This window comes from Streptomyces sp. NBC_01288 (genome assembly GCF_035982055.1).
GTDB lineage: Bacteria > Actinomycetota > Actinomycetes > Streptomycetales > Streptomycetaceae > Streptomyces.
Genome location: NZ_CP108427.1, coordinates 947,703 through 960,700 on the forward strand (window position 1 = coordinate 947,703; position 12,998 = coordinate 960,700).

Annotated in this window: 12 protein-coding genes and 1 pseudogene; 7 read left to right on the forward strand and 6 right to left on the reverse strand. The window is 70.7% G+C overall.

Annotated features, from left to right (window positions below):
- Positions 1–118 precede the first annotated feature (118 nt).
- On the forward strand, positions 119–793 hold the full coding sequence (locus tag OG194_RS04345) for a TetR/AcrR family transcriptional regulator (protein ID WP_327399488.1): 675 nt from the start codon (positions 119–121) through the stop codon (positions 791–793).
- A gap of 32 nt (positions 794–825) precedes the next feature.
- Positions 826–1,962, forward strand: a complete 1,137-nt coding sequence (locus OG194_RS04350) for an FAD-dependent oxidoreductase (RefSeq protein WP_327399489.1) — start codon at positions 826–828, stop codon at positions 1,960–1,962.
- A 41-nt stretch (positions 1,963–2,003) separates the two neighbouring features.
- Here OG194_RS04350 and OG194_RS04355 read toward each other — a convergent pair whose 3' ends face one another.
- On the reverse strand, positions 2,004–2,684 hold the full coding sequence (locus OG194_RS04355; protein ID WP_327399490.1) for a TetR/AcrR family transcriptional regulator: 681 nt from the start codon (positions 2,682–2,684) through the stop codon (positions 2,004–2,006).
- Positions 2,685–2,788: 104 nt separating this feature from the next.
- On the opposite strand from OG194_RS04355, the gene OG194_RS04360 reads away from it, so the two are divergent.
- Complete coding sequence (locus tag OG194_RS04360) at positions 2,789–3,352, forward strand: NAD(P)H-dependent oxidoreductase (RefSeq protein ID WP_327399491.1); 564 nt, start codon at positions 2,789–2,791, stop codon at positions 3,350–3,352.
- A gap of 80 nt (positions 3,353–3,432) precedes the next feature.
- On the opposite strand, the gene OG194_RS04365 is transcribed toward OG194_RS04360, so the two are convergent.
- Together OG194_RS04365 and OG194_RS04370 are read right to left on the reverse strand one after the other, a co-directional pair.
- Positions 3,433–4,314, reverse strand: coding sequence for an LLM class F420-dependent oxidoreductase (locus OG194_RS04365; RefSeq protein WP_327399492.1), 882 nt, complete (start codon positions 4,312–4,314; stop codon positions 3,433–3,435).
- Positions 4,315–4,412: 98 nt separating this feature from the next.
- Complete coding sequence (locus OG194_RS04370) at positions 4,413–5,369, reverse strand: TerC family protein (protein ID WP_327399493.1); 957 nt, start codon at positions 5,367–5,369, stop codon at positions 4,413–4,415.
- Between the two features lie 208 nt (positions 5,370–5,577).
- Between OG194_RS04370 and OG194_RS04375 the strand changes: the two genes are divergently transcribed.
- Together OG194_RS04375 and OG194_RS04380 are read left to right on the forward strand one after the other, a co-directional pair.
- Entirely contained in the window at positions 5,578–6,552 is a 975-nt protein-coding gene (locus OG194_RS04375; protein WP_327399494.1) for an alpha/beta hydrolase, read from the forward strand.
- Positions 6,553–6,798: 246 nt separating this feature from the next.
- Positions 6,799–7,890, forward strand: coding sequence for a helix-turn-helix domain-containing protein (locus OG194_RS04380; RefSeq protein WP_327399495.1), 1,092 nt, complete (start codon positions 6,799–6,801; stop codon positions 7,888–7,890).
- Positions 7,891–7,893: 3 nt separating this feature from the next.
- On the opposite strand, the gene OG194_RS04385 is transcribed toward OG194_RS04380, so the two are convergent.
- A complete protein-coding gene (locus OG194_RS04385) occupies positions 7,894–8,283 on the reverse strand; it encodes a hypothetical protein (protein ID WP_327399496.1) in 390 nt (129 codons plus the stop codon).
- Positions 8,284–8,471: 188 nt separating this feature from the next.
- Between OG194_RS04385 and OG194_RS04390 the strand changes: the two genes are divergently transcribed.
- Positions 8,472–9,812, forward strand: a complete 1,341-nt coding sequence (locus OG194_RS04390; protein WP_327399497.1) for a jacalin-like lectin — start codon at positions 8,472–8,474, stop codon at positions 9,810–9,812.
- A 91-nt stretch (positions 9,813–9,903) separates the two neighbouring features.
- On the opposite strand, the gene OG194_RS04395 is transcribed toward OG194_RS04390, so the two are convergent.
- Entirely contained in the window at positions 9,904–10,899 is a 996-nt protein-coding gene (locus tag OG194_RS04395; RefSeq protein ID WP_327399498.1) for an Lrp/AsnC family transcriptional regulator, read from the reverse strand.
- Positions 10,900–11,046: 147 nt separating this feature from the next.
- Here OG194_RS04395 and OG194_RS04400 point away from each other — a divergent pair, with 147 nt between their 5' ends.
- Positions 11,047–12,681, forward strand: coding sequence for an MFS transporter (locus OG194_RS04400; RefSeq protein WP_442811489.1), 1,635 nt, complete (start codon positions 11,047–11,049; stop codon positions 12,679–12,681).
- Between the two features lie 63 nt (positions 12,682–12,744).
- On the opposite strand, the pseudogene OG194_RS04405 reads toward OG194_RS04400, so the two are convergent.
- A pseudogene (locus tag OG194_RS04405) lies at positions 12,745–12,987 on the reverse strand (superoxide dismutase); the annotation flags it as partial.
- Between the last annotated feature and the right edge of the window lie 11 nt (positions 12,988–12,998).

Here is a 12,998-nt window from a genome sequence, read left to right on the forward strand (position 1 = left end):
GCCGGGGCCGAGAAGTGCGGCGGGGGAACGGCCGTCACGAGAGCAGCATGGTCCGGTATTTTACGAACATGTTCGTCACGAACTTGTTCGGAGCGAACATGTTCGTTACTGTGGAAGCATGACAGCTCGCCCCGACACCCCGCGCAGCCGCCGCGACCGGCCGGCCAAACCCTCCCTGAGCAGGGAGGGCATCGTCGCCGCCGCCGTCGCGGTGCTGCGTGCGGAAGGTCTGAAGAAGGTCACGATGCGGCGCCTGGCCCAGGACCTCGACACCGGTCCGGCCTCGTTGTACGTGTACGTCCGCAACACCGCGGAGCTGCACGCGGCGGTCCTGGACGAGCTGCTCGGCACGATCGGGCCGGCGCCCACCGAGGGTTCCTGGCGCGAGCGGATCGAGCAGGTGCTCACCGCGTACACCGCGATGCTCTTCGAGCACCCGAGTCTCGCCCGTTCGGCGCTCACGGCCTGGCCCAGTGGCCCGCACTACCTGAACCTGATCGAGACCCTGCTGGCCCTGCTCGACGAGGGCGGCGTCCCACCGGCGCAGGCCGCGTGGGGCGTGGACCTGCTGCTCCAGCAGGCCACCGCGACGGCGGCCGAGCACTCGGGCGACGACACCACCCGCGAGGACTGGGACACCCTGACCGACGCCGTGCGCAATGCGTCCGACCGGACCCATCCGCACATCGCGGCCCGCTCCGGCGACCTGCTCGCCGGGGCGCCGCTGGCCCGCCTGTCCTGGCGGTTCCAGGCACTGATCAACGGGATCGAGCGGACCGCCGTTCCCGACTGACCCTGTTTACCGCCCACTTCAAGGAGGCCACCATGACCACCCCCCATCACCCCATCGCGATCGTCGGCGGCGGACTCGGCGGGCTCACGCTCGCCCGGGTCCTGCACGTCAACGGCATCGAGGCCGCGGTCCTCGACCTGGACGCCTCCCCCGCCGCCCGCACCCAGGGCGGCATGCTCGACATCCACGACGACTCGGGCCAGCCGGCGCTGCGCGCGGCCGGTCTGTACGAGGAGTTCCGCGCACTGGTCCACGCGGGCGGCGAGAGCACCCGCGTCCTCGACAGGACCGGCACGGTCCTCCTGGACGACCCCGACGACGGCACCGGCGGGCGCCCCGAGGTGGACCGCGGCCAACTGCGCGACCTGCTGCTCGGCTCACTGCCCGAGGGCACGGTCCGCTGGGGCGCGAAGGTCACCGGCGCCCGCCCGCTCGACGGCGGCCGGCACGAGGTGACACTCGCGGACGGCACCGCCTTCACCACCGATCTGCTGATCGGCGCGGACGGCGCCTGGTCCAAGGTGCGGCCTCTGCTCTCGGACGCGAAGCCCGCGTACGTCGGCATCTCGTTCGTCGAGGTGGACCTGCCGGACGCCGACGTACGGCATCCCGTGAGCGCCGAGGTCGTCGGCGGCGGCATGATGATGGCGCTCGGCGCGGGCAAGGGCTTCCTGGCCCACCGCGAGACCGACGGCAGCCTGCACATCTACGTGGCGCTGGCCGTCCCCGAGGACGCGTTCGACGGCGTCGACTTCACGGACACCGAGGCGGGGAAGGCGTACACCCTGGGGCACTTCGCGGACTGGGACAAGAGTCTGCGGGCGCTGCTCGCCGACGCGGACGGGCCGCTGACCCCGCGCCACATCCACGCCCTGCCGATCGGGCACCGCTGGGAGCGGATCCCCGGCGTCACGCTGCTCGGCGACGCGGCCCATCTGATGTCGCCGTTCGCGGGCGTGGGCGCCAACCTGGCCATGTTCGACGGGGCCGAACTGGGCGAGGCGCTGGCCGCGCACCCGGGCGACACCGAGGCCGCGCTGGCCGCCTACGAGGAGAGGCTGTTCCCGCGCAGCGAGGAGTCGGCGGCGGAGTCCGCGGCGAACGGGATCCTGATGTTCGGCGAGGACGCCCCGCAGGGCATGCTCGACTTCTTCGCAAGCATGGGCTGAGCCGGGCCGTTCAGCGGGGCAGGTTTTTCAACGGGACGGGCTCAACTGGGCGGCTGCGTACGGGTGATGCGGGCGACGAGGTCGATCCAGCCCGCCTCCAGCCGCTCCATGGGCATCCCGCACTGCCGGGTCAGATGGTGGATCAGGGCCGGGTCCAGATACGCCATGAGCGTCTGGGACAGCAGATCGCAGTCGGCGTCCGGGAGGATCTGCCGCAGCAGCATCGTGACGTGGGTGCGCAGCGCCCGGAGCGCGGAGTGGGCGAACCGGCGGGTGGGCTCCGGCTGCGCGGCCATCTGCAGGTCCAGCTGCTCGGCATGGCGGTACAGCACGGCCACGCCGAACGCCCGCAGCCGCTCGACCGGCGGGGCTCCGGGGCCCAGCGGGGGCGGGCCGCCGAGGAAGTCGGCCTGGAGCGTCTGCGCGGAGTGGTCGAGCAGTGCCATCAGCAGGCCGGTGCGGTCGCCGAAGCGGCGGAAGACGGTCCCTTTGCCGACCTGGGCGGCGGCGGCGACCGCCTCCATGGTGACGCCGGCCGCCCCGTGCTCGGCGATGAGCCGGGCGGCGGCCTCCAGCAGCTTGGCGCGGTTGCGGGCCGCGTCGGCACGCAGGCAGGGCTCGTCGGCGTAGGAGCGGACCTCCAGCAACTGGGGTTCGCCTATCGACTCCTCGGGCTTCGGAAAGGGCGGCAGGGCGCTGGACATGAAGACAGCGTAAAGCACTGGGAACAAAACTGGACCGCGGTCCGCTTAGCCTGGTACAACTTTTAAACGGACCTCGGTCCGGATCGTAACGGCAGTGTTTCAGCCCCCTCTTGGAGTCCCCCATGTCTGTTCGTATCCTCGCGCTCGTCGGCAGCCTGCGTGCCGGCTCGCACAACCGCCAGCTCGCCGAGGCCGCCGTGAAGTTCGCGCCCGAGGGCGCCGACATCGAGATCTTCGAGGGTCTCGCCGACATCCCGTTCTACAACGAGGACATCGACGTCGAGGGCAACGTTCCGGCCGCCGCCGCCAAGCTCCGCGCGGCCGCCGGTTCCGCCGACGCGTTCCTCTTCTTCTCCCCCGAGTACAACGGCACCATCCCGGCCGTCCTGAAGAACGCCATCGACTGGCTGTCCCGCCCCTACGGCGCCAGCGGCTTCGGCGGAAAGCCGGTCGTCGTGGTCGGCACCGCGTACGGCCAGTTCGGCGGCGTGTGGGCGCAGGACGAGACCCGCAAGGCCGTGGGCATCGCCGGCGGCAAGGTCATCGAGGAGATCAAGCTCTCGATCCCCGGTTCCGTGGTCCGCTTCGCCGAGACCCACCCGTCCGACGACGCCGAGGTCGTCGCCCAGCTGACCGAGGTCCTCACCAAGCTGCACGGCCACGCGAGCGAGGCCGTCGCCGCCTGATCCACGCACCCCGCTTCACCGTCGAAGGGGCCGGAGTCCACACGGACTCCGGCCCCTTCGCGCTCCAACGGCCGCTCCGGTCAGCCCAGTTCGGCCAGGCGTGGCACCGCCGGTGCCACGAACCGCTCGATCCACTCGACCGGTTCACCTGTGCGCGGGCCCAGGATCACCGTGTCGACCCCGAACTTCGTGAAGCCGTCGATCTCCCGCAGGAACGCGTCGAGATCACCCGCGGTGACCGACTCGCCGGAGTAGACGATCGTCTTGCGGATACGGTCGTAGTCCCGCCCCAGGTTGTCGCAGTGACCGCGCAACACGTCGAGCTTGTGCCGCAGCTCGTCCGGCGTCGACACGATCAGGTTGCAGGCGTCGGCGTACTGGGCGACCAGCCGGAGGGTCTTCTTCTCCCCTCCCCCGCCGATCATGATCTCGGGGTGCGGGGTGCTGATCGGCGCGGGCACGCACAGGGTCTCGGCGAGCTGGTAGTGCTTGCCCTCGAAGGGGCCGTTCGTCTCCGGGTCCCACATCTGCAAACAGATTCGCAGGGTCTCCTCCAGCCGCTCGAACCGCTCCGCGACCGGCGGGTAGGGCACGCCGAGACCGTGGTGCTCACGGTCGTACCAGGCCGCCCCGATGCCGAGCGTGGCCCGCCCGCCGGACAGCACGTCGAGCGTGGTGGCGATCTTCGCGAGGAGCCCGGGCTGACGGTACGTCACCCCCGTGACCAGCGCGCCCAGTTGGACCGTGGACGTGCGGCCCGCGAGATAGCCCAGGGTCGTGTAGGCCTCCAGCATGTCGTCCTCGGCGCCGCCGTTGAACTCCATCTGGAAGTAGTGGTCCATCACCGAGAGCCAGCTGACGCCCGCCGCCTCGGCCGCGGCGCCCGCGGCGGCCAGCTCGGGCCCGACCGCCGTCGGCCCTCCGGGATGGTTGAACCGGTTGATGTGTACGCCGACCCGCATGCCCGACTCCCTTTCACGGTCCACTTCTCAGTGCGCTTCGCGGTCCACCCGGACCTTCACCGTCCCTCGTGACGGTAGGTCTTCGAGCGCTCTCGAAGTCAAGCGCTCCGCGTCCTCGTGGCGCGCAGGCTGGTGAACGTCGTCACCGCCAGGACGAGCACGATGAAGCCGAGGGAGAAGGGGATGGAGATCTGCGGGACGTGCACGCCGGACTCGTGCAGGGCGTGCAGCACCAGCTTGACGCCGATGAAGCCCAGGATGATCGACAGGCCGTAGCTGAGGTGGACGAGCTTCTTGAGCAGGCCGCCGATGAGGAAGTACAGCTGGCGCAGGCCCATCAGGGCGAAGGCGTTGGCGGTGAACACGATGTACGGGTCCTGGGTGAGGCCGTAGATCGCGGGGATGGAGTCGAGGGCGAAGAGCACGTCGGTGGAGCCGATCGCGAGCATCACGACCAGCATCGGGGTCATGACGCGCTTGCCGTTCTCGGTGATGAACAGCTTGGTGCCGTGGTAGCGGTCGGCCACACCGAAGCGGCGTTCGGCGATCTTGAGGAGCTTGTTCTCCTCGTACTCGTCGTTCTCGTCGGTCCCGTGGCCCTTGCGGGCGTCCTGGACCAGCTTCCAGGCGGTCCAGATCAGGAACGCGCCGAAGAGGTAGAAGACCCAGGAGAACGTGGAGATGATCGCGGCACCGGCCGCGATGAAGCCGGCGCGCAGCACCAGGGCGACGAGGACGCCGACCATGAGGACCCGTTGCTGGTACTGGGACGGCACCGCGAACTTGCCCATGATCAGCACGAACACGAAGAGGTTGTCGACGCTCAGCGACTTCTCGGTGATGTACCCGGCGAAGAACTCCCCGGTCGGCCCGCTCCCGCCGTGGACGAGCAGCCCGAGCCCGAACAGGCAGGCCAGGACGACCCAGACGACGGTCCAGACGCCGGCTTCCTTGATGGACACGTCGTGCGGTTTGCGGCCGATGAGGAAGTCGACTCCGACGAGAACGCACAGGGCGGCGATCGTCAGCAGCCAGACGGTCAGGGAGATGTTCACGGGTGGTGCTCCTGGTGCATTTGGGATCTTGACATCGTTATCGGCACGGAGGATCCCTTCCACGTCCCGAAGGTGAACAACAGGTCACGTCCTGACAAGGCACCCGCCGGACGGCGGAGAGGTTCCGCCGGACGGCGGTGGGCGGATCGGGGGCAGGTGCGCGGAGTATGGGCGTACGAGCCGCCGCACCCAGCGTCAGGAGAAGCACATGACGTCCGTCCCGCCGCCTTTCGACCCCGAACTCGCCGCGGGGCTGGAGTTGATCAGGGAGTTCATCGCGCCCGGGATGACGATGGAGGACATCGACGAGATCCGCCGGGGCCCGATGATCACGCAGTCCGCCGAGCTCGATCTGACGATGGGCGGGGCCTTCGACATCGAGGACCGGGAGGTGCCGGGTCCGGTCGGCGAGCCCGCGATCTCGCTGCTGATCTGCCGTCCGACCGCGACGGCGACGGCGGAACTGCGCCCCATCGTCTACACCATCCACGGCGGGGGCATGGTGCTCGGCACCAACCGGGTCGGCGTGACCGCGGCATTGGACTGGGCGAAGGAGGTCGACGCGGTGGTGGTGTCGGTGGAGTACCGGCTGGCGCCCGAGCATCCGCATCCCGCGCCGATCGAGGACGTGTACGCCGGTCTGCTGTGGACGGCGGAGCACGCGAAGGAGATCGGTGGCGACCCGGAGCGCATCGTCATCTCGGGCGGGAGCGCGGGCGGCGGGCTGTGCGCCGCGTTGGCCCTGCTCACCCGGGATCGGGGCGGGCCGCGGCCCCTCGGGCAGATGCTGCTCTGCCCGATGCTCGACGACCGCAACGACACCCCGTCCGCCCACCAGATGACCGGCGTCGGCATCTGGGACCGCACGGCCAACGAGACCGGCTGGACCGCCCTCCTCGGCGACCGCCGCGGCGGCCCCGACGTGTCGCCGTACGCCGCGGCGGCCCGCGCGGAGGACTTGACCGGCCTGCCCCCGGCCTTCCTCGACGTCGGCTCGGCGGAGACCTTCCGCGACGAGACCGTCACCTACGCGTCCCGCCTCTGGCAGGCGGGCGGCATCGCCGAACTCCACGTCTGGCCCGGCGGCTTCCACGGCTTCGACGGCTTCGCACCGCAGGCCGCGGTGTCGCAGGCGGCTGTGGCGGCGCGTCTGGTGTGGCTGCGGCGGTTGCTGGAGACGTGAGGACGCGGGAGGCGTCCCTACGGTGCCGGGTGACCCAAGGAGCGGCGGCGACCGGTGTCCCCTGCCGACTCGCACTACCGGGTCTCGCCGGTGGACCGGTCGGGCCCGTCTCCCGTAGCCCGGGGGACGCGTGGCCGGGGCGCAGGTGGCGTTCCCTCCGCAGTCGGACCGCGCCGGACCGCACACCGCCCGGAGAACATCGTCCGGAGACTCCTGCACACCCGTTCCATGACGCACCATGGGGTTATGAAAGAGCTGGCCGGGCGCCTGACCGCGCTGGATCCGGACGCCGGTGCCGCCGTGCGGGTCATCGGGTACTTCGATCGGCTCGCCGAGTCGCGGGCCGGGCTTGAGGCGCTGGTGCGTGGGGCGGCGGTGCTGGCCGGGTGTGCCGCGCGGCTGGTCGACGCCGAGCGGCGGGTTCGGGTGCGGGTCGAGGCGGACGGTACGCGCCGGGACAGCGAGGAATCACCGGATCCCGCGTGGCCCTCCGCCGCGCTGACGCCGGGCGGGGCTTCCGCGCTCTGGCTGGAGCGTACGGCGCAGGCGCCGCCCAGTGTCGTCGACGCGGTGATCCTGGAGCGGGCCGCCGGTGTCGTGCGGCTCGTGCTCGATCGCACCCGGGGGCGGGTTGCCGCCGAGGACCCGGAGTCGATCGAGACCCTTCTCGACGCCACCGCCCCCGAGGCGGCCCGGCTGCACGCGGCTCGCCGCCTCGGTCTCGACCCGGCCGACCCCGCGACCCGGGCCAGGGTCGTCGCCCCGCTCGACGGACGGCCCCGGGTCGTCGCCGCGCCAAGCGAGACAACGGCTACGTCCGGCCCGCGAGCCGTGTCGGACAGTCATCCGCAGGCAGTCACCGACAGCTCCGGCGCTCAACCACCGCACACCGACGCCGAGTTGCCCGCCGGCCGACTGGGCATCGGCCCCGCCGTCCCCGTACTGGACCTGCCCCGCTCCTGGGCCGCCGCCCGCACCGCCCTCCGCTTCACCGCCGACGGCACCGCGCAGGACCCCGGCCACCGCGTCGTGCACGCCGACGAGCTCGGCGGCATCGCCCTCCTCGCCGGACTCGTCGCACCGGGTGCCGAACCGCCGCCCGACGTCCACGACGTGGAAGCCGCGGCGGCCAACGCGCCCTGGCTGCTGGCCACTTTGAACGCCGTCGCCACCACGACCAGCCTGCGCGCGGCGGCCATCGAGATCAACGTCCACCACTCCACACTCCAGGACCGGTTGACCCACGCGGAGTCCCTGCTGGGCTGGCCGGTACGCACTCCGCAGGGGCGACTGCGGCTGCAACTGGCGCTGACGATGCGGCACTTGGCGCGGCCGTAGCGGTCAGGGGCGGCGGCCGGAAGAGACCGGGTTCCCGCTCTCCCCCACCTCGGCGTCCCCGTCGTAGAACTCGCCGTCGTCTCCCCGGACGCGCGCGCCGAGCGCTCGCGCCACCTCGCGCATCTTGGCGATGAGGAAGTCACTCGGGTTCTTGCCGCCTATCCCGCGCGCGCTCCAGTGCAACGCCGTGCCGAGCCGGCTCTCGTCGGGGTGCGTGTTCAGCAGCGCGGACCACTGCGCGGGGCCAGTGCAGCCCAAAGGAGCGGGGGTCATGGACAGTTCGGCGTCGGCCGCAACAACCGCCGCCCACTCTCCGGCCGTTATCTGCGGTCCGTGCTCGCCCCCACAGCCGTCACAGTCCTCGCGCCGGGTGATGTGGATCTCGTGTGCCATAGCTGTGGACCGTATCCCCCCGCACCGACAACAAACGGGCACGCAACGGGAGTTGGCCATCTCGGCGCCACGCGGAATTCCTGATTCGGTGTGGCCGAAGGGGAGTCATAGCAAGCGCTTGTCGCTACATTTTGACATGCTCGCCGCATCACCCTCCCCCTCTGTCACTCCGCAGGAGGCACTTCCCCATGCGCAGACTTCTCGCCTGTCTGGCGGCCGCAGCCGCGGCCCTGGGCGGGATCACGGTGGCCGCCGCGACGCCGGCCGCCGCCGCAACGTCGGGCAGCTTCAGCGTGCTCAGCTACAACGTCGCCGGGCTCCCGGAGTCGTTGTCCAGCGCTTCCACGCCGCGCGACACGAGCACCACCGCGATTGGCACGCGCATCGCCCCGTACGACATCGTGAACGTGCAGGAGGACTTCAACTACCACGCCTACCTGTACTCCACCGACACCCACCCGTACCGCACCGCGACCAGCGGCGGCGCCGGTATCGGCAGCGGGCTCAACACCGTCTCGAACTACGCCTGGGACGGCGACGACTTCGAGCGCGTCCACTGGAACTCCTGCCAGATCGACTCGGGCGACTGTCTGACGCCGAAGGGCTTCAGCTTCATGCGGGAGCGGCTGTCCGAGGGGGTGTACGTCGACTTCTACAACCTGCACACCAACGCCGGTACGAACGACGGCGACGAGGCCTCCCGCGCGGACAACCTCAGCCAGCTCACGACGTTCATCCAGTCCCACTCCGCCGGCAACGCGGTCGTCGTCATGGGTGACACGAACACCCGTTACACCCGCTCCGCCGACACCATCGCGGAGTTCGGCGCGGCCAACGGACTCACCGACGCCTGGGTCAAGTTGATCCGCGGCGGCGTCGCGCCGGTCAAGGGCAGCGACGCGCTGGTGTGCGACCAGACCGGGGCCACCGTGCCCAACACCTGCGAGGTCGTGGACAAGGTTCTCTACCGCAGCAGCAAGCTGGTCTCGCTGAACGCGACGTCGTACAACAACGAGCACGCCAAGTTCCTCACCTCGGACGGGCTGATGCTCTCCGACCACGACCCGATCACGGTCGGCTTCACCTGGTCGCAGAACGCGGACTACCAGCTCAGCGAACAGTTCGGCGGCCCGCACGGCGACTACTACCAGGACATCGACAGCGTCCCGGCCGCCGCCCGCGCCACCACGATCTCGCTGCGCTCCGGCTCCCGGGTCGACCAGGTCGGCATCACCCTCGCCAACGGCACCACCCTCACCCACGGCGGCACGGGCGGCACCGCGTCCTCGCTGACGCTGGGCAGCGGCGAGTACGTGACGACGGCGTACCTGTGCGAGAGCAAGTACAGCGACACCACGCGGATCTTCTACGCCAAGTTCACCACCAACCTGGGCAACACCCTGGCCGGTGGCACCACCACCTCGGACTGCGTGACCCGCACCGCCCCGTCCGGCTGGCAGATCGCCGGCTTCCACGGGCGCTCCGGCGACGAGTTGGACAAGGTCGGCTTCATCTACACGAAGCGCTGACCCGGCCGCCCAAACGGCAAGCACCGTACGACAGTTGAGAGCCGGACCATCCGCCAACGCGGGTGGTCCGGCTCGGTGCGTTCCGGCCGCTCTACGCGAACGCCGGCGGCACCAGTCGCCCGCGCGAGATGAGCGACGTGGCCTGCTTGAGGCGGTGGACGTGGATGCTCACGCCGTAGCCGTCGATGCCCGCGACGGAGGCGACCTTGGTGGTCAGGTACCGGTACAGGTGCTCGGTGTCGCGGCAGATGACGACGACCATGACATTGGAGTCACCGCTGACAGCGGCGGCGAAGGCGACCTCGTCGTGGTCCGCGAGTTCCTCGCCGACGCGTTCCAGGCGGGACGGTGCGACGCGCAGCCACAGAGTGGCGTTGAGCGCGAACCCGAGGCGTGCGGAGAGCAGTTCGACGTCGTAGGCGAGGGCCCCCGAGTGTTCCAGGGCGTCCAGCCGCCGGGCCACGCGGGCCGTGGACCAGCCGGTGACGTCGGCGAGTTGGGTGTGCGTGGCGCGGCCGTCCTCCGCGAGGGTGTCGAGCAGCGGGGTGTCCTCGTCGGTGAGGCGCACGGGCGGTCCGGTGGGGACGTCGGGCCGGTCACCCACGAGTTGACGGATCTGCTCGGGCGTGAGGTGACCGCCGTAGCCCGTCCAGTCGCTCGGCCCTGACGTGCCGAAGGGGTGGATGAGCAGGTCGATGGTCACATCAAGGACCGATGCGGACTGGGGTAGTTGACGCAGCAGGACGTCGTCGCGCGTCACGTGCACCGGCGCGCTGATGACGCAGATGATCTCCGAACCGCCGGACGCGAGGCCCGCGTAGGCGATGTCGGGCCGGCGGGCGAGCGCGTCGGCGAGCGGGCCGACCCGGTCGGGGCGGCAGCGGATACGGGCGACCCAGCGCGCGTCCCCGTGGACGGCGGGGTCGACCAGGCCGACCACCCGCATCACCCCGGAACGGCGCAGGGCGTGGAAGCGACGGGCGGCGGTCTGCTCCGAGACCCCGGCCACCTCGCCGATCACCCGGAACGAGGCGCGTGGCGCGCACTGGAGCGCGCGGAGGATTTTCCCGTCGACTTCGTCAATCATGAGGGAAGTGTGCCACCGCCAAGGTCTTGGATAGAGGTTTCTCGTCGCTTCCCGGTCGTGCGTTGGAGATTGTTTATGGCGGAGCTGATCCTGGGACGCGTGCCTGTTCGAGTTCGAGGGCACCGCATCCGAGAAGGAGAGTTCCCCGTGAACGTCACGACCCCGGCGAGCGGGCGGCCCGATCGGCGGGCGGCCACCCTCGTCATGGCCTGTCTCGGCGTCTTCGTCGCCTACTTGCCGGTGACCACGGTCGCCGTGAGCCTGCCCGCCATCCAGACGGCGTTGAACGCGTCGACCTCCCAACTGTCGTGGGTCCAGGACGCGTTCGTGCTGCCCATGGCCGCGTTCATCCTCACCGCCGGCGTCTTCGGCGATGTGCACGGACGCAAGAAGGTGTTCCAGGCGGGCCTGTTGTTCTCCGCCGCCGGTGCGGCCGTGGCCCTGTCCGCGCAGTCGGTCCAAGTACTGTGGCTCGGCCAGGCGTTGGCCGGTCTCGGCGCGGCGACCCTGCTGCCTACCACCCTGGCGCTGATCAGCCACGCGGTGCCCGACCACCGGGAGCGCGGCAAGTTCATCGGCCTGTGGGCGACCGCGTTGATGGCCGCGCTGGCCGTCGGCCCGCTGATCGCCGGTGTCATCCTCGACCACACCGCCTGGCGCTGGATCTACCTCATCTCCGTCCCCGTCCCGCTGATCGCGCTGGGCATCGCCGCCCGTCTGCTGCCCGACTCCCGGGCCCCGCACGGCCGCAAGCTGGACTGGCCCGGCCAGCTCACCGCCGCCCTCTCCATCACCGCGCTCGTCTACGGCGTGATCGAGGGCGGCGCCGGTTCCTTCACGGACGTCAAGGTCATGGTGGCGCTGTTCACCGCGGTGGTCGGCGGGGTCGCGTTCGTGCTCGCCGAGCGGCGCGGTGACAGCCCGATGCTGGATCTGACGCTGTTCCGCAGTCCGGCGTTCACCGCCACCACGCTGGTCGCGATGATCACCTTCCTGGCGCTGATCGGCTTCTTCTTCCTGCTCAGTCTCTACTTCGGCCTGGTCCAGCAACTCGACACGCTCCAGGCGGCGTTGCGGCTGCTCATGGTCACCGCGGCGGCCATCGTGGTCGGCATGCCGGTCGGGCGACTGATGCACCGGGTCACCCCGCGCGTCCTGATCACCGGTGGCCTGCTGCTCATCTCCGGCACGCTGTTCGCGCTGACCGGCGTCGACGCCGACACCTCGTTCGCGTCCATCGCCTGGCGGCTGGTGCTGCTCGGCCTGGGCATCGGAACCGTCATGACGCCGATGACCGCGACCGCCGTGGCCTCCGTGCCGTATCACCAGGCGGGGATGGCCGCGGCCGGCAACAACGCGTTCCGGCAGGTCGGCGGCGCGCTCGGCCCGGCCGTCCTGGGCGCCCTGCTCACCACCAAGGCCCTCGACACCCTGCCCGGCCACCTCACCGACGCCGGGGTGACGGGCGCGACGCGGCAGAACATCGTCGCGACCGCCGACGCGGGCGGCCTCGGCGCCGTCGCCCACCTGAACCTCGGCGCGGACACCGGCCGGGCCCTGGCCGCACTGAGCGACTCCTTCCTGGACGGCATGCGGCTGTGCCTGGTGGTGGCCGGCTCGCTGACGCTCCTCGCAGCCCTGGTGTGCGTCCTGTTGCTGCGCCGCCCGGGACAGCCCTCTTCGTCTACGGCGGCTCCGATGGCCGGAGGGAACACCGCTGCCTCCGCCGGGACGCCAACGGCAGCTGTCGTGACGGCAGTTGACCAGGCACCGAGCCACTGAAGCACGAACTACCCGTGAGCGGGGCCCCTGTTTCGCGTCTTCGGGGCCCCGCCCGCTGTCGCCTCAGACCGATACGGCGACGGCGGTGAACGTCGTGTCCGGTGTCTGCGGGCTGGTGAAGCGGGCGTTGACGAGATAGAGCCGGTTGCCGAAGCGGGCGGCGGTCGTCGGGACGTCGAAGCGCGGGTCGGTGACCGTACGGCGCAGGGTCGCGGTGCCGGCCTTGGCGTCGAGGTCGAACACGCTGATCCGGTTCAGCCGGTTCTGGACGACGTACAGCGTCCGGCCGATCCGGAACAGCCCGTCCGCGCAGCCTG